General features: G+C 74.4%; 14 protein-coding genes. 3 read left to right on the top strand and 11 right to left on the bottom strand.

Features of this window, described 5'->3' with window-relative positions:
- Window positions 1-1,589, bottom strand: a 1,589-nt coding sequence (locus ACZ6O5_RS29995; RefSeq protein ID WP_465981537.1) for a condensation domain-containing protein, incomplete at its 3' end; no start/stop codon positions are given.
- A gap of 139 nt (window positions 1,590-1,728) precedes the next feature.
- Window positions 1,729-3,063, bottom strand: a complete 1,335-nt coding sequence (locus tag ACZ6O5_RS29990) for a cation:proton antiporter (protein WP_465981535.1) — start codon at window positions 3,061-3,063, stop codon at window positions 1,729-1,731.
- Window positions 3,064-3,396: 333 nt separating this feature from the next.
- On the opposite strand from ACZ6O5_RS29990, the gene ACZ6O5_RS29985 reads away from it, so the two are divergent.
- Window positions 3,397-4,368: a hypothetical protein gene (locus tag ACZ6O5_RS29985; RefSeq protein ID WP_465981533.1), complete on the top strand. Its 972-nt coding sequence runs from the start codon at window positions 3,397-3,399 to the stop codon at window positions 4,366-4,368.
- A 125-nt stretch (window positions 4,369-4,493) separates the two neighbouring features.
- Here ACZ6O5_RS29985 and asd read toward each other — a convergent pair whose 3' ends face one another.
- From asd to ACZ6O5_RS29970, 3 genes are all read right to left on the bottom strand, one after another.
- Entirely contained in the window at window positions 4,494-5,345 is an 852-nt protein-coding gene (gene asd / locus ACZ6O5_RS29980) for an archaetidylserine decarboxylase (protein WP_465981531.1), read from the bottom strand.
- Window positions 5,346-5,442: 97 nt separating this feature from the next.
- Entirely contained in the window at window positions 5,443-8,457 is a 3,015-nt protein-coding gene (locus ACZ6O5_RS29975; protein ID WP_465981529.1) for an AfsR/SARP family transcriptional regulator, read from the bottom strand.
- A gap of 520 nt (window positions 8,458-8,977) precedes the next feature.
- Window positions 8,978-9,340 carry a hypothetical protein gene (locus ACZ6O5_RS29970; RefSeq protein WP_465981527.1) on the bottom strand — a complete coding sequence of 121 codons (363 nt, stop codon included), beginning with the start codon at window positions 9,338-9,340 and terminating at the stop codon, window positions 8,978-8,980.
- Window positions 9,341-9,410: 70 nt separating this feature from the next.
- Here ACZ6O5_RS29970 and ACZ6O5_RS29965 point away from each other — a divergent pair, with 70 nt between their 5' ends.
- Window positions 9,411-10,586, top strand: a complete 1,176-nt coding sequence (locus tag ACZ6O5_RS29965; protein WP_465981525.1) for a hypothetical protein — start codon at window positions 9,411-9,413, stop codon at window positions 10,584-10,586.
- A 115-nt stretch (window positions 10,587-10,701) separates the two neighbouring features.
- Here ACZ6O5_RS29965 and ACZ6O5_RS29960 read toward each other — a convergent pair whose 3' ends face one another.
- Window positions 10,702-13,575 carry an AfsR/SARP family transcriptional regulator gene (locus ACZ6O5_RS29960; protein WP_465981523.1) on the bottom strand — a complete coding sequence of 958 codons (2,874 nt, stop codon included), beginning with the start codon at window positions 13,573-13,575 and terminating at the stop codon, window positions 10,702-10,704.
- A gap of 185 nt (window positions 13,576-13,760) precedes the next feature.
- On the opposite strand from ACZ6O5_RS29960, the gene ACZ6O5_RS29955 reads away from it, so the two are divergent.
- A complete protein-coding gene (locus ACZ6O5_RS29955; protein ID WP_465981521.1) occupies window positions 13,761-14,615 on the top strand; it encodes a hypothetical protein in 855 nt (284 codons plus the stop codon).
- A 112-nt stretch (window positions 14,616-14,727) separates the two neighbouring features.
- Here ACZ6O5_RS29955 and ACZ6O5_RS29950 read toward each other — a convergent pair whose 3' ends face one another.
- From ACZ6O5_RS29950 to ACZ6O5_RS29930, 5 genes are all read right to left on the bottom strand, one after another.
- The gene (locus tag ACZ6O5_RS29950) at window positions 14,728-15,705 is read right to left on the bottom strand and encodes a glycoside hydrolase 5 family protein (RefSeq protein ID WP_465981519.1); all 978 of its coding nucleotides are present in this window, start codon (window positions 15,703-15,705) and stop codon (window positions 14,728-14,730) included.
- Window positions 15,706-15,884: 179 nt separating this feature from the next.
- On the bottom strand, window positions 15,885-18,830 hold the full coding sequence (locus ACZ6O5_RS29945) for an ATP-binding protein (RefSeq protein ID WP_465981517.1): 2,946 nt from the start codon (window positions 18,828-18,830) through the stop codon (window positions 15,885-15,887).
- Window positions 18,831-18,897: 67 nt separating this feature from the next.
- Window positions 18,898-21,048 carry a 2-oxo acid dehydrogenase subunit E2 gene (locus ACZ6O5_RS29940; protein WP_465981515.1) on the bottom strand — a complete coding sequence of 717 codons (2,151 nt, stop codon included), beginning with the start codon at window positions 21,046-21,048 and terminating at the stop codon, window positions 18,898-18,900.
- Complete coding sequence (locus ACZ6O5_RS29935) at window positions 21,045-21,950, bottom strand: thiamine pyrophosphate-dependent dehydrogenase E1 component subunit alpha (protein ID WP_465981514.1); 906 nt, start codon at window positions 21,948-21,950, stop codon at window positions 21,045-21,047. The genes ACZ6O5_RS29940 and ACZ6O5_RS29935 overlap by 4 nt, the downstream gene beginning before the upstream one ends.
- Window positions 21,947-22,180 carry an acyl carrier protein gene (locus ACZ6O5_RS29930; RefSeq protein WP_281939165.1) on the bottom strand — a complete coding sequence of 78 codons (234 nt, stop codon included), beginning with the start codon at window positions 22,178-22,180 and terminating at the stop codon, window positions 21,947-21,949. The genes ACZ6O5_RS29935 and ACZ6O5_RS29930 overlap by 4 nt, the downstream gene beginning before the upstream one ends.
- Between the last annotated feature and the right edge of the window lie 70 nt (window positions 22,181-22,250).

Here is a 22,250-nt window from a genome sequence, read left to right as displayed (position 1 = left end):
TTCAACTCCCCATACGACAACGACACCCCACCCACCACCACCGCCACCGCATCCGGCGACCGCCGCACCCGCTCCTCGAACAACTCGTGCAGACACGACTGGACGGGAGCCGCCGACTGGGGTGCACCGATCACCACAGCTCGTTCCGCGGCGTCGAGCAGTTCCAGGCTCGCCAGCGGCGCGTCCACGTCGGCCACCGCGGCGGCGAGCAGGTTGCGCAGGTGGGTGGCCATGCGCTCGACAGTGGACTCGTCGAACAGGGCGGTCGCGTAGACCAGATGGCCGCCGAGACGGCCGTCGCCGGCGTCGCCGACCTGCAACTCCAGGTCGCACTTGGCGATGCCGCCGGTCAGCGGGTACGGCCACATCCGCGCACCCGGCAGCGTCACGGCGTCGCGGCGCGGCTCGTGCATGGTGAGGGCGACCTGGTAGAGGGGGCTGCGGGACATGTCCCGCTCCGGCTGCAACTCGTCCACGAGCCGCGCGAACGACACGTTCTGGTGGTCGTAGGCGTCGGCCAGCACCTCGCGGGCCGCCGCGACGAGTTCGGCGAAGCTCTGCCGCTCCTGCCAACGGGTACGCATCACCAGGTTGTTGATGCCGTACCCGATCAGTCCCTGTAGCTCCGGGCGGCTGCGCCCGGACACGACGGTGCCGACCGGCACGTCGGTCAGGCCGGTGTACCGGGAGACCAGCAACTGGAACGCGGCGAGGAAGACCACGAACGGAGTGGTGCCGAGCCGCTCAGCCAGCTGCCGCACCTGACCGGCGAGCGCGGCGGGAAGCGCGAACTCGACCGCGGCGCCGTCATGCTCGCGCACGGCTGGACGCTGCCGGTCCGCGGGCAGGTCGATCGTCGGCAGCTCGGCGAGCTGCTCGCGCCAGTAGTCCAGGTGCCGGGCGGTCTCCCGCTCGGCATCGGCGGCGTGCTGGGCGGCGGCGAAGTCGGCGAACTGCACGGGCAGCTCGGGCAGGTCGGGGACGGCGTTCTCGACGAACGCGCGGTAGAGCTGGGCGAACTCACGCACGAAGACCTGCGCCGACCAGGCGTCGAACGCCACGTGGTGGAAGATCACCGCGAGGACGTGGTCGTCGGCTTCGAGGGCCACCAGCCGGGCCCGGATCGGCCAGTCCCGCTCAAGGTCGAACGGCCGGGCCGCCTCGGCGGCGAGCACCTCGGCGCAGCGCGCCTCCCGCTCGTCGGCCGACCCGGTGAGCACGTCCGTCGCCACCTGGATCGGGGCCGGCGCGTCGATCACCTGCTCCGGCTCGTCGCCGGTGAGCACGTAGCGGGTACGCAGGATCTCGTGCCGGGCGATCAACGCGGACAGCGCCCGCTCGATCGCGTCCCCATCGGCCACGCCGCGGATCCGGAACGCGAGCGGGACCAGGAACTCGCGGCTGTCCGGGTCGAGCCGGTTGAGGAACCACATCTGCTGCTGACCCGACGACAGGCGCAGCGGCCGGTCCCGGTCGGCGCGCGGCAGCCCGGATCGCCTGGCTGTCCGGCCCCCGCCCAGCCGGCGCAGGAGCAGTTCGCTGCGCAGGTCGGACACGGACGGGACCTGATCGATATTTTCGGTGGTCATCCGAGACCGCTCCCTTGCTCGCGACGGTTCCGCTCGTGGCGCGGACGTAGTGGTGGTGCGGGAAAGCACGGCACCAAGGCAGCCTCTCGGCGGGCGCGATAGTTCATCTATACGGCGACTATCCGCGCGTCCGCGCAGCTCACGGGTGGGTGGCCGCCGGCGGCGCCTCGGCCGGCTCGTCGTACGCGCGCAGCCGCATCTCCTCGTCCGCGGTGATCTGCAGCCGGGACATGCCGAACCGCAGCAGTGGCGGACTCATCAGCGAGGTCACGATCGCGATGAGGACGATCGTGGTGTACATCGTGGTCGTCAGGACGCCCAGCTGCACACCGACCATGGCGATGACCACCTCCATCACGCCGCGCGCATTCATGCCCGCGCCGAGAGCGACCGCCTCCCAGCGGTTGAGGCCACTGAGCCAGGCGCCGAGGAACGCGCCGCTGAACTTGCCCACGATGGCGATCACCAGCAGCAGCGTCGCGATGCCGAGCACGAGCGGCTTGGCCAGCAGCGTGAGATCCATGCGCAGCCCGGCGGTGGCGAAGAACAGCGGCGCCAGCACCGCGGTCACCAGCAGGCGCAGCGGGGCGAGGCGCCGCACCACCTCCGGCCCGGCGCTGCCGATCAACATGCCCCCGATCAACGCGCCGAAGATGGCCTCCAGATGCAGCGCCTGAGTGGCGGTCGCGCACAGCACGATCAGGATGGTCGCGCTGACCAGGACGGGGCCCTGGCCCTCCGACCGGCTCGCGACCCGCATCACACGGCCGACCAGCGGACGCCCGACGAACACGGCGACCAGCACCACCGCGGCCAGGTACGCGATCGGCAGCACCAGGTCGCTGGCGCGCAGTCCCGTTGTCGCGACGGCCGTCACCACGGACAGGCCGAGCCACCCCAGCAGGTCGTCGACCGTGCCTGCCATCAGGATGAGCTGGCCGACGTTGCGGTGGATCATCCGCAGGTCCATCAGGGTCTTCGCGATCACCGGAATGGCGCTGACCGCCATGGCGATACCCAGGAACAGCGCGAACGCCGGCCGCTGACCGTGCGTCGACAGCAGCGAGCGCGGAAGCAGCAGCCCCACCGTGACGCCGAGGGCCAGCGGGATCAGCAGCCCGGGCAGACTCACCCGCAGCGCGGTCTGGTGGCGCCGGCGAATCATCCGCAGATCCAGGCTCGCGCCGGTAAACGCCACCAGCAGCACCAACCCGACCTGCCCGACGGCATCGAGCAGGTGAAACTGTTCGACGGTGGGCGGAAACAGCCATCGGAACGCCGCCGGTGCGACGCCCCCCAGCAACGACGGTCCCAGCAGGACGCCGGCCAACAGCTCGCCGACGATGGCGGGGAAGGAGAGCCGCGCGGCCAGCTTGCCGAGCAGGGCCGCGGCCAACAGCAGCACGCCGATCTGCAGGAGCAGGAAGAGCAGTGGGGTGCCACCGAGCGGGCTGATCGGGTCTGCGGCGTACATGGAATCCCCTGCCTGAAGGCGACCGAGAGGGCTCGTCCACCATGAGCAGGATCCCTATACTCCGTCAGTATCCCCAGCTTGGTGCCGCTCGCCGAGCTGGCGTCGGCACGCTCGCCGCGCCGGCGCCGAGGGCTGGGCGCCGAAGGCTGTGCGCCGAGGGCCGGGCGGGATGGCGACGCGGCCCCGTCGTCGGCGCTCGCCGCGGGCGGCGCCGGCAATGGCCGATCCGGTATGGTATTTCCCTCAGTGGCCGGGCGAAGTGTGGGGGGTTTCCTTGGGGCGTCGAGGGTTCCTGTGGACGTCCGGGCCGGCCGACCGGCAGAGGATGAGGACGTGACCCGGCCCGCGTCCACGTCCACCAACGACCCGCTCCGGCCCGACAGGCGGCCCGGCGCCCGGTCCGATCCGCCGCGGACCCGGGTCCGTCGACTGTGGGCGCGCCACCTGGTCCGGGACGAGGGCGGCGCGGACCGGTTCACGCTGTTTCTCGTCGCCGCGGTGGTCACGATCCTGGTGACCAGGGCGTTCCTGGGCATGACCGGCTACCCCCAGGTGGGCAGCGGCGGGCTGCACGTGGCGCACGTGCTGTGGGGCGGCCTCGGAATGCTCGCCGCCCAACTGATGACCACGCTGTTCCTCGGCAGCGCGGTGAAGAACGCCGCCGCTCTCGTGGGCGGTGTCGGGTTCGGGTTGTTCATCGACGAGGTCGGCAAGTTCCTCACCGCCGACAACAACTACTTCTACGAACCCGTCGCCGCCATCATCTACGCCGTCTTCGTCGCGACGTACGTCGCGGTGCGACTCGCCGTCAACCGGCGGCCCCTGAGCGAGCGGGAACGGCTGGTCAACGCCGCGCAGCGGACGGCCGACGGCTACGCCGGCTCGGCGACGGGCGGTGAGCGGCTGACCCGGATCCGCGAGCAGTGGCGGGCGGCGCTGGCCCGTTTCTGCCGCCGCCCGTTCGTCCGTCGCTGGACCGCCCCGGCGATCGCGCTGATCACCCTCTTCTCGCTGGGTCGCCCACTCGTGCTGCTGTCTCGGCAGCCCAACCTGCCCAACGCCATCTACGCGGCGTTCGCGGCCACCGGGTTCGTGCTCGGGGTCCTCGGGCTGTGGCGCTCGACCCGTGGCCGGCCTGCGGCCGGGCTGTTCGAGGTGGCCCTGATGGTGGAGCTGCTCGTGGTGCAGGTCTTCTGGCTCCTGGACAACGAGTTCGCCGGCATCCTGCCGGTCGCCGCCACCGTGGCGCTGCTCGTCGTGAACCGGCAACACGCCGCCGCCGCCAGGACTGACGGGGCACCATGAAGCAGTCGGGTGTGGCAGCCCGACCCGGAGATCGACGCCTGCACGCGCGACGTCCCGGCGTGACAGGTCTCGCCGCCGGCCGAGGTCCTCGCGCCGCTCCGCGACGGGGCGGCACGGGCCGGCCGTCACGACCCGTCGGTGGGCGGGGCGGTGGGCGGAGCACCGAGTCGCTCACCCATCCGTACGGTCGCCCCGACCGGCAGCGGCTCGATGGTGCCGGCGTCTCGGGAGCAGGCCAGGACGACCGTGGAACCGAACTCGAAGTGCCCCAGCTCGGCGCCGGCCGACGCGGGAAGCGCCGGATCGTAGCGACGACGGCGCACCTCGCGCCGTCGGGCGTTGGTGTGCAGGTCGTCGAAGGCGAGACGGGTCATCCCCACCATGGTGGCGCCGACGGCGACGATCGCCACCCGCCCGCCGCGCTCGCCGTCGACCTCGATGACGATGCGCTCGTTCACCGCGAAGAGGTTCGCCACGTTGGCCACGGCGGCGACGTTGACCGGCCAGAGTTCACCGGGGATGTAGGTGGCCGCGGTGACCTTTCCGGACAACGGGAAATGAATGCGGTGGTAGTCCTTCGGCGAAAGGTAGAACGTGGTGTACGTGCCTCCGTCGAATCTGTCCGCCAACTCGCGGTCACCGAGCAGCGCGGTAAGGGAATAATTGCGTCCCTTGGCCTGCACGAGCGTGTCGGACTCGATGACTCCGTATGCTCCGACGGTGGCGTCGACCGGGGAGACGATGGCGTCGGCCGCGAGCGGACGTGATCCCGGCCTGAGCGTACGGGTGAAGAACGCGTTGACGGACGGGTACTGCTCAAGGGGAAGAGCCGCCTCCTCCGGCCGAGCACCGAAGACACGGCTGTAGGTGCGGTACGCCGGGCCGCGCCACCGGACCGGAACGGTGCGGGTGGCGAGCCATCCCGCGCCGCGGCTGATCGCGTGCTTCGGGATGACCGAGAGGACAAGAATGAGCATTCGGCCGAGCATCGCGGAACTCTAACACGACGCCGATTGTCGAGATCGGGTGCGTCAACCGGAATGGTGTCGACGCGCTCGGACTCATTGTGCGTATTCAGTTGTCCGGCGTCGACCGCCCGATGTGCGTGGGCTCCGGACCGCGCACCGTCGACGCGGCCTTCTCCAACAACTCGTAGCCGTACTCGCGGGAGATGGCCAGGGCCCGCGACGCGTACGCCCGCGCCTCGTCGTCCCCGGTCCCCCCGCGCAACCGGTGGGCCCGGGCCAGACCGATCAACGCCTGCGCCTCGGCGTGCCGGGCCCCGTCGCCCCGGGCCAGGGCGAGGACCTGCCCCAGGCGGTCGATCGCCGGATCGGCGTCGCCGGCCCGCAGGTCGAGGTCGGCGTGGGCGAGCAGGGCGTGCGCCTCGACCCACCGGTCACCGACCTCGCGGGCGATCCGCAGTGCCTCGACCGCCTCGCGTCGCGCCCGGTCGAGGTCACCGGTGGCCCCGTGCACCGCCGCCAGCAGCCGCAGGGTGTCGGCCTCGCAGCTACGGGCGCCGGCCCGCCGGTGCGTGGCCAACGCCCGGCCCAGATGGACCGACGCCTCGTCGTAGCGGCCGAGCAGCAGGTGGGCCTCGCCCAGGCAGCCGTGCGCCGTGCCCTGCCCGTGCCACTCGTCGACCTGGCTCTCCAGCTCGATGACCTGCTCGCAGTAGGTGACGGCGTCGGCCAGCCGGCCCTGCTGGAGACGGATGTTGCCGAGATTGGCCAACCGCGCCAACCGGCCGGCGAACCGGCCGATCCGGGTGTCGATCTCCAACGCCTCGAGGCTGTAGCGGGCGGCCAGGTCCAGCCGGCCGGTCTCGAACGACACGTGGGCCAGATTGCTCAAGGCGCTGCCCTCGCCCTCGGCCCAGCCACCGCGCCGGGCGAACCCGAGCGCCCGCCGGAAGTCGTCGAGCGCGTCGGCGTACCGGCTGGTGGCCAGCAGGACGGTGGCCCGGCTCAGGTGGGCGGCGGCCTGCCCCAGCGGATGGTCGTCCGCCCGTGCGTACGCCAGAGCGGCCTCGGTGACCGGCAGCCACTCCGCCGACGGCGAGGTGAAGTCGAGGTGCCAGCGCAGGTGGTCGGTGAGCCGCCAGGCGGCCGTCCTGTGCTCCGGCCCGGCGGCCATGACGGCGGCGATCATGTTGTCCCGCTCGGCCTCCACCCAACTCCGTGCCTCGGCCGCGGTGGAGAACCCGCCCCGGTGCCGCGCGCTCACGCCGGACGGCAGTGGCAGCCGCACGACACTCGGATAGAGCAGGCCGGCGGCGAGGTCCATGGTGGACAGATAGTGGTCGTACAGTCGGTCGAGGGCAGCCCCCCGGTCGGTGTCCTCGACCGAGCCGCGTCGCCGGGCGTAGAGGCGCACCAGGTCGTGCCAGCGGTAGCAGGCGGGAGCGGACTGCTCCAGCAGGTGGGCCCGGGCGAGGGCGTCGAGCAGCGGCTCCGCCTCGACCACCGGCACGTCGGCCAGGGCCGCGGCGGCGGGCGGGGTCACGACATCTCCCGGAGCGACGCCCAGCAGCCGGAACACCCGGCGGGCAGCCGCCGGCTGCGCCTCGTACGACAGGTCGAAGGCGGCCACGGTGGCGGTCGTGGTGTCGCCGGGAACACCGAGCGCCGCCAACCGGTCACCGGCGGCGAGCCGCTGGTTGTACCGGCCGATCGGGGTCAGCTCGGCCCGCAGGTTGGCGGCTGCGATGCGCATGGCCAGCGGAAGGTAGCCGCACAGTCGGGCGAGTTCCGCCGTGTCCCGCCCGGCCGCCCCGGGCAGCAGCATGGCCAACAGGTCATCGGCCTCGTCCGGGGAGAGCACGTCCAACCGGAGCCGGGCCGCGCCCTCCCGGGCGGTCAGGCCACGCAGTTGCTCGCGACTGGTCACCAGCACCACGCACCCGGCTCCCCCGGGCAGCAGCGGACGGACCTGGTCGGCGTCGGCGGCGTTGTCGAGCACGACGAGGATCCGCCGCAGGGCGGTCACGCTGCGGTAGAGCCCGACCGCCTCGTCCGGCTCCGCCGGGATCTGCTCCGCCGGCACGCCCAGCGCCTGGAGGAAGTGGACGAGCGCGGCCATCGGTGTCACCGGCGGCCGTGGTGAGCTGCCGCGCAGGTCGACGTAGAGCTGACCGTCGGGAAACCGGTCCCGCTCCGCGTGCCCCCAGCGGACGGCCAGAGCCGTCTTGCCGACTCCGGCCAGCCCCGTGACGACCACCGGCGGCGCGGGCCGCTGGCCGGCGAGGGCGTCCAGGGCCGCCAGTGGATCGCGGCGGCCGGCGAAGTGCGTGACCACGGCCGGCAACTGCGCCGGGGCCACCGGCCGGACGGCGGGCGCGGCGAGGCTCCGGTCGTCGGTGAGCACGGCGCGTTCCACGTCCCGCAGCTCCGGGCCGGGCTCGATCCCGGTCTCGTTGACGAGCACGTCACGGACCCGGCGGTAGGCCTCCAGCGCCTCGGCCCGCCGGCCGCAGCGGTACAGCGAGACCATCAGGTGTCGGCAGAGCCGCTCGCGCATCGGATGCGCGTCCGCGAGCGCGGCCAGTTCCTCGACGATCTCCGCGTGCTGGCCCAGCTCCAGTTGCGCGGCGAAGCGTTCCTCGTACGCTGCCAGTCGGAGCTGCTCCAGGCGGGCCGCCGCCGCCGAGACGGTGAGCGTCTCGGGCACGTCGGCCAGCGCCGGGCCGCGCCACAGCGCCAGGCCGCCGGACAACTGGCGTACCCCGTCGGCGACGCGGCCCTCGGCGACCTCCCGCTTCCCGGCGCGCGCCATCCGCTCGAACACCTGGACGTCGATCGTGTCCTCGCCGGTCACCAGCTCGTAGCCGGCCGCACGGCTGACCACGTCGCCGGCCCCACCGGCCCGCAGCAACCGGCGCAGACGCATGACGTACCCGTTGACGGCGCTGGCCGCCGTCCGGGTGGGACGGCCACCCCAGATCTCGTCGACCAGTCGATCCCGGCTCACCGGCTGCCCGGCCTCGGCCAGCAGCACGGCCAGCACGACGCGGTGGTGCGGCGCCGTGACCGGCGCCCACTGCCCGCCGTCCCAGATCCGCACCGGTCCCAGCGCTCGTATCCGCACGACCAGTCCCACCGCCTCATCGCGGATTCATCGACGAATTATCACCCGTGGCTACGTTCCACGCGAGGCGTAGGAGCACCGACCGGCGTCGTGCGCCCGCGCCGGCCGACCGCACGAGAGGAGAACGCCAGCTCATGACATCCGCGTTGCACCGAAGGGCGAGGGCATCGGGCGCCGTCACCGCCGCCCTGGCGACGATGGCCGTCCTCGGCCTCACCCTGGGGACCGGCGTCCACGTCACCCCTCCCGAGCCACTGACCGTCAGTCCGGTGGCGGCCCAGGCCGGCGCCGACCCGGGGATCTGCACCCGCGACATCACCTACCGGGGCGTGCTCACCCGCTGGACCTTCGACCCCTGTGTCCCGGACGGGGAACCGCTGCCCGCCGACGTGCACCAGGCGTTGGTGGAGGACTGGCAGGAGGTGAACGGCTGTCCGTCGGCGACCCCGACCACGACGGCGACCCCGGTGCGGCGGACCGTGGCCGCGGAGCCGGCCCTCGCCGGGACGACGGCGTCGGCCTACCCGAGCGGTCCCACCGGCAGCCCGAGCGCACCGGCGAGCACCAGCGCGAGCCCGAGCGGCAGCTCCTCGCCGTGCGCCAGCTCGTCGGCGGGACCGAGTGGCAGCCCGAGCGGTTCCCCGTCGGGCAGCCCCAGCGGTTCGCCGTCGACCAGCCCGAGCGGGTCGACCAGTCCCAGCGCCTCACCGTCCACCAGCCCGAGCGGATCCACCAGCCCCAGCGCCTCACCGTCGACCAGCCCGAGCGGGTCGACCAGCCCCAGCGGGTCCCCGTCCACCAGCCCGAGCGGATCCACCAGCCCCAGCGCCTCACCGTCGACCAGCCCCAGTGGATCGACCAGCCCCAGCGGGTCCCCGTCCACCAGTCCCAGCGGATCGCCGACGGACGGTCCGCCGCCCACCGACCCGCCCACCGACCCGCCCACCGGCCCGGTGGACCCGCCGCCCAGCCCGACGCCCGGCCCGCCGTGTCCGGGCAACGCGGCCGACGAGAGGCTGGGCGAGGCGCGCAAGGACCGCTACTGCCCGCCGAACCGCAACCCCGCCCAGCCGGTGGTGCTGGTGGCCACCGGAGACTCGGTCACCTCCGCCCACCTGCAATTCATGAACGCTTTCCCGATGGGCGCCTGCGTGGGCAACACGAGAGCCGACTTCCGCGGCATGCCCGGCAACGACATGCTGTTCAGCTACGCCGGCAAGTACGCCGTCAATCGCAACCAACGGGTCGTCGAGTACTACAACTTCGCCCGCACCGGCTACGGCACCCAGCAGATCCTCGGCGCGGCCCCGGGACACCAGGACTCCTGCCAGAACCCCTGGGCCCGGAACTGGCCCCCCGTCGACCTGGCCACCCGGGCCATCCAGCAGGCCAAGGCCGACCGGAAGGCCGCCTACTTCGTCAGCACCGGCGGGGTGAACAACACCACGTGGACGGGGCTGCTCAAGGCCCTCGCCAGTTGCGGGCTGATGGACCACTACCGCGAACTGATGCAGCGGTACTTCACCGAGCACAAGCTGCCGTTGCAGGCACAGATGGACTGGTTCGACGGGGCGGGCAACTTCACCGCGAAGGCCAGGGTCATCGACGGCGGCGCGTGTCACGGGAAGATCGTCGGTGACGTCACCGGGATCAGGTACATCCACCACCGGGTCGAGGTGCCCACCTGGGACGGCCCGGCCCTCTACCAGCAGATCAAGGCGGACGTCGAGGAGATCGTCGACGAGGTGCTCGGCGCCGGCGCCGACAAGGTGGTGTGGATGGGCTACTACGACATCAGCCCGGCCCGGTTCGACGTCGGCCGGCTCGCCGAGCAGTACCGGGTGAACCTCGCCCAGGAGCTGCATGGCTACCTGCCGGGTCAGATCCCCTCCCAGGAACGGGACCTGATCGACGACCCGGGCTGGAAGGCGACCGTCGCGCAGTGGACGAACCAGCTCAACCTGGTGATCCGCACCGGACTGCCGGCGGACAACCCGAGGGTGCGGTTCGCCCCGGCTCCGGCCCTCGGGGTCACCGACCTCCAGAAGACCGCCTTCGGCGGATCCCCCCACCCCAACGAGTCGGGTCACGACAAGCTGGCCGCGGCGCTGGACGCGACCTTCAACTGACCCTGTGCCGACCGGTCGGGGCCCGTCACCACCCGGTGGCGGGCCCCGACCGGGAGGTGGCCCGCCGCACGACGCCGGGCCCGGTGCCACGGCCCGCGGTGACGACGCCGCGGCGCTAGAGTTCGCCGACGCCCGCCGACGCCACCGGGACGGCCGGCGCGGCCAGCTTCGCCCGCGGGCGGTCGGCGTCCGGATGGCGCAGCTCGTCGAAGATCGTCAGCGCCTCCCGCCACGCCCGGCGGGCGGCGTCGACGTCACCGGCGGCCCGCAGACTGTCGCCCAGGTTGTCCAACACCTCCGCCTCGTCGTACCGGTCGCCGAGTTCCCGGTGCAGCGCCAACGCCCGCCGGTAGCAGTCCGCGGCCCGGTCGTGGTCGCCCAGGCCGTGCCGGACGTAGCCGAGGCTGTCCCAGGTCAGCGCCGCGCCGTGCCGGTCGCCGTTCTCCTCGTGCAGCCGCAGGGCGGCCCGGCAGCAGCGCAGCGCCGGCCCCGGCTCGTCGAGCCGGGCGTGCATCCAGCCCAGGTTGTTGAGCGCCTTCGCCTGGCCGACCCGGTAGTCGGCGGCCCGGTACAGGTCGAGGGCCAGCCGGGTCTCGTCGAGGGCCGCCCGCAGTCGGCCCTGCCGCGCGAGCACCCAGCTCACCCCGAGGTGCGTGTGCGCCCGGCCGGTGTCGTCGCCCAACTCGCGGTACAGCTCGAGGTCGCGTCGGTAGTGCCGGTGCGCCGCCTCGTGCTCGCCCGACCAGGTGCAGGCGATGGCGAGCCCCCGGTGCGCCAGGGCCTGACCGGCCAGGTCGTCCCGGCGCACCGCCGCCGCCAGAGCGGTCCGCTGCGCGGCGGCCAGCTCGGGCCAGTGCCCGCTGCGGTCGAGATAGGTGGTGAGGGCCGCCGCCAGCGTCCACGCGTGCCGGTCCAGGCCGATGCCCGCCGCCTGCTCCACGCACGCCAGCAGGACGTGGTGCTCGGCGGCGAACCACGCGGTCGCCCACGCGTGCTCCGGCCGGTCGCCCACCGTCACCCCCGGTTCGGGCGGCGGCAGTGCGGCCGGCCGCGCCAGCCGGTACGGGTCGAGCAGGTGGTCGGCCGCGTGCGAGGCGTGCAGGTAGTGGTCGAACAGGCGACGCCGGGCCGCCTCCCGCTCGGCCACGGGGTCGGTGTCGTGACACAGCTCCGAGGCGTACGCGCGGAGCAGGTCGTGCATCGCGTACCGGCCGGTGGCGCGTTCGGTGAGCAGGTTCGCCCGGGTGAGCCCGGCCAGCAGCGGGCCGACCCGGGCCGGTGGCAACCCGGCGAGGCTGGCCACCGCCGCCCGGCCGGCGTCCGGGCCGGGGTGCAGCCCGAGCAGCCGGAACAGCCGGGCCGAGTCGGCGTCCAACGCGCGGTACGACCAGGAGAAGACCGCCCGCACATCGGTCGCGGGGTCGCCGGTGGCCAGCGCGGTGAGCCGGTCCGGGTCGGTGTTGCGCAACTCGGTGGCGAGCGCCGCCAGCGGCACGTCGGGCTGCCCGACGGCGCGGGCCGCGACGACGGCGAGGGCCAGCGGCAGGCCGGCGCAGCGGCCCACGATCTCGTCCAGCGCGGTCGGGTCGCGCCCGGCCCGGCCGCGACCGAGCCGACCGGACAGCAGCTCCCGGGCCTCGGCCGGCGGGAGCAGGTCCAGCGTCACCGGATGGGCCCCGTCGCTGACCACCAGCCCGGTGAGCCGGTTGCGGCTGGTCACCACCACCAGGCTGCCCCTCGATCCCGGCAGCAGCGGACGCACCTGCTCGTCGTCGCGGGCGTTGTCGAGCAGCACCAGGACCCGGCGGTCGGCGAGCAGGGTCCGGAACAGCGCGGCCTGACCGGGCAGGTCGGTGGGCACCCGCTGGGGCGGCACGTGCAGCGCCTCCAGGAAGCCGCGCAGCGCCTCGCCCGGCGGCACGGCCCGCCCGTCCAGGTCGAACCCGCGCAGGTTGACGTAGAGCTGCCCGTCCGGGTAGCGGTGCGCGACCCGGTGGGCCCAGTGCACCGCGAGGGTGGTCTTGCCGACCCCGGCGGTGCCGGCGATCGCGGAGATGACCACCGCCCGCCCCGGAGCACGCTCACCGCCGTCCGGGGTCGCCCCCGTCGGTTCGGCGGGCAGCAGCGCGTCCAGTCGGCGCAGCGCCGCCGTCCGGCCGGTGAACCAGGCGGGGTCGCCCGGAAGCTGCGCCGGGGGCGGGCCGGCGGGCAACGCGGGTGCGGGTCCGGGGACGGGTGCCGGCCCGGCCGGGGTCTCCCCCCGCAGCACCCGCAGGTGAGCCCCGCTCAACTCGGGGCCGGGCTCCACACCCAACTCGTCGACCAGGTGGCGGCGGGTCTCGGCGAAGACGCGCAGCGCGGCAGCCCGCTGGCCGCAGCCGGCCAGGGCGAGCAGGTAGCCGGCCACCAGTGGCTCCCGCAGCGGATGCTCGACCACCAGGGGACGCAACACACGCGCGGTCGCGGCGAACCGGCCGAGGACGAGTTCCACGGCGGCGAGCCGCTCGTACGCGAGCAGCCGCTGCTCGTCCAGGCCGGCGACGGCGTCGTCGACGAAGGCCCCGGCCGCACCGGCCAACGCCGGCCCGCGCCACAGCGCCAGCCCGTCGCGCAGCAGCCGCGCCGCCTCCGCCCGCCGGCCGGCCGTCTCCTCGGCGCGGGCCCGTTCGACCGCCACGGTGAACTCGGCGAGGTCCAGCTCGGTCCCGCGCACGGTGAGCCGGTAGCCACCGCCCTGGGTCGCCAGCAGGTCGGCCGCGTCCGCGTCCCGCAGGGCCGCCCGGATCCGGGAGACGCAGACCTGCACCTGGGTCCGGGCACTGGCCGGCGGGTCGGCACCCCAGAGCGCCGACACGAGCTGCCCGAGGGGCACCAGCCGGCCGGCGTTGAGGAGCAGCAGCGCCAGCACCGCGCGTTGCTGCGGGCGGTCGATGGGAAGGACCCGCCCACCGGCGGTCACCTGGACGGGACCGAGGAGGGACCACCGCATGGCTTTCCCCGTCAGTCGTGGTCGGACGACCCAGTCTATGGACCGCGTGGCCGACGTGGCCGACGACAAGCGGTCGGATAGCGGACGACAAGCGGCCCCGCCCAGGCTCTTCCCAGCCGCCGGGCCACGGGTCCGGCGGGAGGCGGGCCGGCGCGACGCCGGCCGAGACGAACAGGGAGAACGAGATGCGGGTAACCAAGGGACGGGGCGCGCTGACGGTTGCCATGTCGACGGCCGCCGTGGTGGCCGGTCTGGGCTGGGCGGCACCGGCCTCGGCGACGCCGGCGGGGTTGGCGACGGTCACCCAGTCGGTGGCCGAGAGCAGCGCGGACAAGTCGGCGCTCGCGTCCTGCCCGGCCGGCAAGGTGGTCACCGGAGGCGGTGGCTTCCTCACCGCCGGCTCGTCGGCCGCCGGACGGGTCGGGCTGGACCGGCTGGAGCCGCTGGCGAACGGCACCGGGTTCGTCGCGACGATGCGGGAGGTGGGCCCGGTCAACTTCGTCGGCGACTGGGGACTCCAGGGCCTCGCTCAGTGCGCCACCGCGCCGGCCGGCTACCAGGTCGTGGCCACGACCGGAGCGGTCGGGACGGCGCTCGTCACGGCGAGCTGCGGGACCAAGAAGGTCATCGGGATGGGCGGGCGGATCAACAGCGGCCTGGGCGACGTCGTGCTCGACCAGGTGGTGCCGTCGTTCGACCTCACGTCGGTGACCGTCCGGGCGGTCGCGGTGCAGGGCACCTCGCCGGCCGGCTGGAGCGCCACCGCGATCGCCGTCTGCGCCACCGCGCCCGCCGGGCTGGAGCGCATCTCCCTGATCGGGACGAGCGCGAGCAACCCGTCCGACAACAGCAACACGGCGTGCCCGGCCGGCAAGGGCCTCTACAGCGCGGGCGCGGACATCAACGCCGGCAACGGCCAGGTGCTGCTCACCGCGGTCAACATCACCGGGGGGAACACCGTGCGGACGCGGGCGGACGAGGACGCCGACGGCTTCGCCGGTTCGTGGAGTCTCCACGCGTACGGCATCTGCGGAAGCTGACCCGGCGGTCGGGGCGGCACGGTCACCGGATCGGGCCACCCCGACACCCGTGCCCCTGATCCACGACGTCCCCGGGTGGGACCGGCCCGCGGGCCGGTCCCACCCGAACGGGTCAGAGCCCGCCCTCGCTGAGCCGCCGACGGTAGCCGCGGGCGCCCTCGGAGCCGACGTTCTCGTTGACGTCCACGCCGCCCGGGTTGGTCTGCACGTGGTAGTACGTGGCGCCCCACAGGTTGCCGGCGACCGAGTTGTCGAAGTGGATCAGGTTGGCGTACTTGTAGCCCTTGTCGTACTGGGAGATGGCGGTGGTGCGGATCGAGTACTCGGTGCCGATCACCCGCTTGCCGGGCCAGATCGACGCGGCCCGCTGCAACGTCTCGGCGTAGGTCAGCTCGTTGACGTTGCCCTGCTCGGTGAAGCTTCCGTTGCTCGGGTTGCTGTAGAAGTGGACACCGACGAAGTCGCACTTGGCGATCGCGTCCCGGTAGTTCTGGTTGCCGTACCAGTCGTCGGGCCGCACGCCCTTGTTCGGCGACAGGGCGGTGCCGCAGATCAGCGCGCCGGGGAACTCCGCCCGGATGCGGTCGATCGTGGCGCTGAGGCACCACCCGTAACCCCAGATGTCGCTCACCCCGATGTTCGGCTCGTTACCGAGCTCGATGATGCACTTACCGGCGCCGGACCGGATCCGCTTGTACTCGAAGAACCGCGAGTTCCGGATCTCGTTGACCGCGTTGTTCGCGTCGATCATGGTGTTCGTGTCCCCGGTGACGGTCCGCACGATCAGGTAGTCCGTGGCACCGCACGCGGTCCAGACGTGGTCCGGGTTGGCCGCCCAGCCACCCGCCAACCCCCACCCGGTGACGACCTTGGCGAGGTTGGCCGACTGGTTGGAGATCGCGGTCAGCCAGGTCTGGTAGCCGTCGGTCAGCACCGGGCCGTGCGCCCGGTAGAACGGCGCCGCCGAGGCCGGCTGCCCCGCCCCCAGGTACGCGCCCACGCCGACCGCCGCCGCCGCGCCGCCGGTCAGCCGGATGAGCGACCGCCGGGACAGCCCCCGACCCGGCCGGTTGTTCTCGTCCTCGTCCACTGTGTCTCCTCACGCATCGATGCGGACGTGGCCCGGGCGGTCGCACCACCGACCGGGCCACGTCCGCGGTCGGCGTACCGAGCCCGGTCGACGCCGGGCCACACCACCATCCGGCCGGGCCGGTATAGCGGTGGTATACGGGTGCGCTGAGCAGGGCGTACGGGGCGGACGGGCGCGACTCAGACGCCGCCCGCGTGGATGGCCGGGGCGGCCAGCAGCCCTCGGGTCCGGTCGATCCACAGCGCGGCTGCCATCCGCTCGAAGATCCGCAACGCCCCGCGCAGGGCGTCGCGGGCCTCGTCGGGCCGGCCCCGCGCCAACTCCAGCCGGCCGATGCTGAACAGCGCGTAGCCCTCCCAGCGGACGTCCCCGCCGGTGCGGAAGACCGCCAGCGCGGCCGTCAACTCCCCGGCGGCCTCCTCGTGCCGCCCGAGCCCGGTCAGCGCGTCGCCGAGACCACGCCGGGCGTACGCCTCCCCGAGCGCGTCCGCGACGTCGGCGAACGCCGCACGGCAGTCCCGGTAGGTGGGCACCGCCCGCGCGAAGCGCTCCTGGTCGACCTGGGTCATCCCGAGACCGAGCAGCGCCGCCGCCTCGCCCAGCCGGTCTCCCAGCGCGGCGAAGTCCGCCCGGCAGCGCAGGAAGCACTCGGTGGCCTCGTCGTAGCGTTCCTGGTCCAGCCGGATGCTGCCCAGCGTGCGCCGGGCGTACGCCTCCCCGTCACGGTCACCGAGCGCGGCGAACGTGCTGAGGCACCGCTGGGCCGCCGCCGCCGCGTCGGACAGCCGGCCCAGTCCCCGGTACGCCACCGACAGCCCCCGCAGCGTCTCCGCCGTGCCGCGCCGGTCGTCACCGGCGACGAACAGCGGCAGCGCGGCACGGTAGCGGGTGATCGCGGTCCGCGCGTCGCCGCGTCCCCAGCCGGCGTCGCCGAGCCCGCGCAGCGCCGCGGCGCGCTGGAGGTCGTCGCCGGTCCGTCCGGCCAGGTCCAGGCAGCGGCCGAAGTGGTCGGCGGCCTCGGCGAAGCGTCCCCGGTCCCGGTAGAGGTCACCGAGGCGCTGGGTGAGCGCGACCTCGACGCCGACGTCCCCGGCGCGGCGGGCCGCGTCCTGCGCCAGCTCGTGGGTGGTCCGCCAGGCCTCCCACTGGGAGCGTTCCTCCAGGAACCGGGTCAACGACCGGGCCAGACGCCAGGTGACCGGCCAGACGCCGGCCCGGTGCGCCTGTTGGACGGCGGCCACCAGGTCGGCCTGCTCGGCGGTGAACCAGCACCGCGCCTGCTCGGCGTCCGGGCCGGTCAGCGCCGCGGCGGCGCGTTCCGCCGGCGTCAACCAGGCCCGCAGCGCCGAGCCGACGGCCGACCGCCGCGCCGGTTCGGGCTCGGCGGCGGCCATCTCCGCGGCGTAGACCCGAAGCAGGTCGTGCAGGCGGTACCGGTCACCGGCGGACGACTCCAGGAGTTGGGCGTCGACAAGCGACTCCAGCAGCCGTTCCGCGCCGGTCGGCGTGGTGCCGAGCAGGGCGGCGGCCAGCCACGCGGTGACGGTCGGCTGGTCCAGCAGGGCCAGCAGGCGGAACGCGCGACGGGTGTCCGGGTCCAGGCCGTCATAGCTGAGCTGGAAGCTGGCCCGTACGTCGAGGTCCCCGGCGCGCAGCTCGTCCAGCCGCCGTCGGCTGTCGGCCAGGCGCCCGGCGAACGCGGCGAGCGTCCAGTGCGGACGGGTGGCCAGTCGGGCGCCGGCCACCCGCACGGCCAGCGGCAGCCGACCGCAGAGCCGCACCACCGCCGCGGCGTCGGCCGGATCGACCCGCGCCCGGTCCCGGCCGGCGGCGGCCAGCAGCAGCGTCACCGCCGCCTCCGCGTCGAGCACGTCCAGCGGCAGGTGGCGGGCGCCGACCAGGCCGGCCAGCGGGGTGCGGCTGGTCACCAGCGCCGCGCAGCCGGCGCCGCTGGGCAGCAGCGGGCGGACCTGCCCCTCCCCGGCCGCGTCGTCGAGCAGCACGAGCACCCGGCGGTCGGCCAGCGCGCTGCGGTAGAGGTGGACGCGCTCGTCGAGGTCGCCGCCGGGCGGCGGGGCCGGCCGGCCCAGGGCGCGCAGGAACTGCGCCAGCACGTCGGCCGGATCGACGGGCCGTTCCCCGTGGCCGTGCAGCCGCACGTGGAGCTGCCCGTCCGGGTAGTGCGGTCGGAGCAGGTGCGCGGCGTGCACCGCCAGGCTGCTCTTGCCCACCCCGCCGGTCCCGGACACGGCGTGGATGCGCAGCGCGCCCGCCGTACCGCTGAGGTGGTGGGTGATCTCCGCTACCTGCGCGGCCCGCCCGGTGAAGTCGGCCAGGTCGGCGGGGAGCTGGGCCGGGCCCGGCTCGGCCGCGCGGTGCCAGGGCAGCCGGGCCCCGAGGGCCCGCAGCGCCGGACCTGGCGCGACCCCGACCTCGGCGGCGAGCAGCCGACGGAACTCCCGGTACGCGGTCGCCGCGTCGGCGTGGCGGCCGGCGGCGAGCAGCCCGCGCAGCTCGTGCTCCCGCAACGGCTCGTGCAGCGGGTGGTCGACGATCAGCCGCCGGGCCCGGGGCAGGACGGCGACCGGCCCGTACAGGCGGGCCTCCACCGCCAGGGACTCGTCGAGTGTGACGAGGTGCCGGCGCTCCAGCAGGGTGGCCTCCTCCCGCAGCAGGCCCCGGTCGACCAGGTCGGCCAGCGCGCGCCCCCGCCACGTCGACAGCCCTCGCCGGTAGGCGTCGTGGGCCGTCGGCAGGTCGTCGGCGGCGGCGGCCCGCCGGGCGGCGTCCACCAGGTCGTCGAACTCGGCGGCGTCCAGCCGGTAGGCCGCCCGGTCGAGCCGGTAGCCGCCGTTGCGGTGGCTGAGCGCCGTGCCGAGCAGCTTGCGGAGCTGGTGCACGTAGAGCTGGAGGTTCTTGACCGCCGACCGTGGCGGGTCGTCCGGCCAGAGCGTGTCGACGAGTTCGGTGACGGTCGCCGCCCGCCCGGCGCGCAGCACCAGCGCGGCAAGCAGCGCCCGCTGCTTGGGCGGGCCGAGCGGCACCGCGTCGCCCCGGTCGGTCTCGGCGGTGCAGGGTCCGAGGACGCGGACAAGCATGCTGATCACCCCGTCGGAGGCGGTCACCGACCACTCACGGTGCTCCGCGACGCAGTTTAGATCGCCCGTCGCCGATGCGTCCGGGTCCGCCCGGTCACCGGCGCAGGGCGGCGGCGAGCGCGGCCAGGTACGCGCCGGCCCGCGCCCCGTTGACCAGCCGGTGGTCGTAGGCCAGGCCGAGGTCGGCGGTGGTCCGCTCGCGCAGCCCGCCGTCGGCGTCGAGCACGACCTCGCGGTGCACGTCGGGCACCGACAGCGCGCAGGTGACACCGGGCGGGATGATCGGCCGGGCGTGGGTCACGCCCGGGGTGTCGTTGAGCGCGACCAGGAAGTTCATGCCGGCCATGTCGTCCTCGCCGAGCCGGTTGCGCAGCGCCCGCATGCGCAGCGCGACCACGGTGTCGGCGAGGTCGCCCAGGTCCAGCTTCGCGGCGTCCCGGATCACCGGCAGGAACAGCCCGGTGCCGACGTCCACGGTCAGCCCGACCGCCGGCTGCGCCGCGTCGCGCACCCGGCCGTCACCGGTGAGCGTGGCGTACAGGTCGGGGAACCGGTCGTGCAGCGCGGCCACGGCGGCGATGACGAGTTCGGTGAGGCCGACGTCGGCGCCGGTCTCCTCGGCGGTCCGGCGGGCGTACCCGAGGGCGGCCGTCACGTCGACGCGCACCACGGTGAACGCGGTCGGGATCTCCCGGTGCGAGGTCGCCACCACCTCGGCGACGCGGCGTTGCGCCGGTGACAACGGCCGTCCGACCGGCGACACCACCGGCGGCCGGACCGCGGCGGCCGACCGTGACGTCGACTCCGGGGACGGCGGCGGTTCCGGGGACGGCGGCGGTTCCAGGCCCGACGTCGATTGCGGGGGCGGCGGCGGTTCCGGGGACAGCGCTGGCTCCGGGGGCGGCGCGGTCGGGGCGGGCGCGGCCCCGACCGGCAGGACGCGGCCGATGACGCCGCCCGGAACGCAGTCCGCCCCGGCGGCCACGTCGTGCCGCAACTCGCCGGCGTGCGTCGCGGCCAACTCCTCGATCGCCTTGGCGGTCTCCACCGCCGCGATCGGCTCCCCGACACCGACGGTGGCGCCGGCCGGCACCAGCCACTCCAGCAGCAGGTAGCTCTCGTCGGTCGGGTTGAGCGTGGGCACCCGCACCGGGACACCCGGCTCGGCGGTCCCCACCGGACGCGACCCGGCCGGCGGCGGGTCGACGCCGGCCGCCCGCGGCGCGGCGGGCCCGCCGGCCGGAACCCGCATGATCCGCTCCAGGATGGTGTCCGCGCCGAGCAGGACCGCGCGTTCCAGGTGCGGGGCGGACGGGATGACCCGGTCGGCGGAGCTGACCAGCTCGACCGGCCGGCGCAGCAGCGGCCACGCCTCGGCGTGCAGCCGGGCGGCGACCTCGCCGCCCCAGGTGCCGCCCGCCGTGCTCTCCTCGGCGACGATCACCCCGGCCGCGCCGTCGAGCACGCCGCGCAGCCCGTCCACGTCGACCGGGTAGAGCCGGGCCGGCACCAGCACCTCGACGGCGCGGCCCCGCCCGGCGGCGTCCCGCGCGGCGGCGATGGCCCGGTCGGCGACCCCGCCGGGCGCGATGACGAGCGTCGGCGCGGTGTCGGCGGCCGGGTCGTGCACGCGGGCCCAGTTGCGGTCCGCGCCCCGCATCTCGACGGCGAAGCGGTCGTCGACGCGGCCGTCGACGTACCGGCGGCGGGTGTAGAGGGTCTTGTCCTCGAACAGCATCGCCGGTTCGCCCCGGCGCAGCGCGGCGGCGAGCACGTCGGCCGCGTCGTGCAGGGGCGACAGTTCGAAGAGCGCGAGGTGCGGGATGCCGATGAAGTGCTTCTGCACGCTCTGGCTGTGCGTCGCGCCGTAGCCCCGCCCGCCGCCCACCGGGCAGCGGACCACCACCCGCATCGGGACGCGCTCGCCGTACATGCTGACGGACTTGGTGAGGAGGTTGAGGATCGGGTCGAACGCGAGACCGACGAAGTCGCCGAACATGATCTCGACGATCACGGTGTCACCGCAGAGCGCCAGGCCACCCGCGACGCCGGTGATGCCGTTCTCGCTCAGCGGCGTCGACAGCACCCGGTCCGGGTAGGCGGTGGACAGCCCTCGGGTGACCTTGAACGCGCCGCCGTACGGGTCGGCGACGTCCTCACCCAGCAGCCAGACCCGGTCGTCGGCGGCGAACAGCTCGTGCAGGGCGCGGTTGAGGTTCTCGCTCACCCGTTCGGCGCGGGTCACGCCACGCCGCCGCTCACCAACGGCCGGGACAGCACCTCGGCCGAGACGTCCGCGACCCGCCGCCGGGCCCGCGCGTCCGCCGCCGAGAACTGCTCCGGGTACGCGGTGGCGTAGCGCTCCAGCCAGTCGAGCCGCCGCACCTCGCGCAGCTCGTCGGCGGCGCGGGAGTCGTCGCCCTTGCTGTGCGGGCCGAGCCGGACCGTGTGCTGCACCAGCACGTGCGGTTGCCGGGTGGCGCGGACCCGCGCGACGTGCGGCGCGGCGCCGGCCCGCACCTCGTTGAGGTCGAGCGAGTCCGACTCGCTGACGGTGATCCCGAACCCGGCCACCCGGCCGGCGATGGTGCCGGCCAACTGCGCGGTGGTCGGGGTGGACTGGGCGATCCGGTTGTGTTCCACCACCACCAGCAGCGGCACCCGCCAGAGCTGCGCCATGTTGAGCGCCTCGTAGACCGCGCCCTCGCCCCAGGTGCCGTCGCCGACGTAGGCCGCCACGATCCGGTCCTGCCCGGTGCGGTTGAGGTGCAGCCCGACGCCGACCGCGGCGGGCAGGCTCTCCCCCTGCACCCCGGTGGACAGGAACCCGTCCCGGCGCAGGTGCTGGCTGCCGCCGTGCCCGTGGCACACCCCGCCGTCCCGGCCGAGCAGTTCCGCCAGCAGGCCGTGCGGGTCGGCGCGGTGGGCCAGGTAGTGCCCGTGCCCCCGGTGGTTGCTGAACACGAAGTCCCCGGTCAGCAACGGGGCCAGCGCGACCGGGATGTGCTCCTGGCCCAGGCAGGTGTGGGTGGTGCCGGCGAGGTGGCCGTCGGCGTACAGGCGGAGCAGCTCCTCCTCGAAGCGGCGGATGAGCAGCCCGGCGTCGAGGTCGGCGTCGCCGAGCGGGGACGGCGCGACGGCCGTCATTCCTCGACGCCCCGCCGCGCCAGCAACGCGCGCAGGTCCGCCACCGACCGTACGGCCCGGATCTCCCGCGGGGTGATGGTCACCCGGTAGGCGTCCTCGACCGCCGCGACGATCTGGAGGTGACGCAGACTCACCCAGGCGGCCGTGGTGGCCGGCCCGGTCTGCGCGTCGACCTCGTCGACCGGCAGCTCCAGCACGTCGGCGACGAGCCGCACCAGCCGACTGGACATGCCGTGTCCCTTCCGGAACGGGTCCTCCGGCGGCAGCGGCGGCGCGCTGGCACACCGACCGGATGATCGA

It is taken from the genome of Micromonospora sp. NPDC049201, assembly GCF_055586805.1.
Note: the sequence above shows the minus strand (reverse complement) of the source record. Positions and strands in the feature narration are given on the sequence as shown.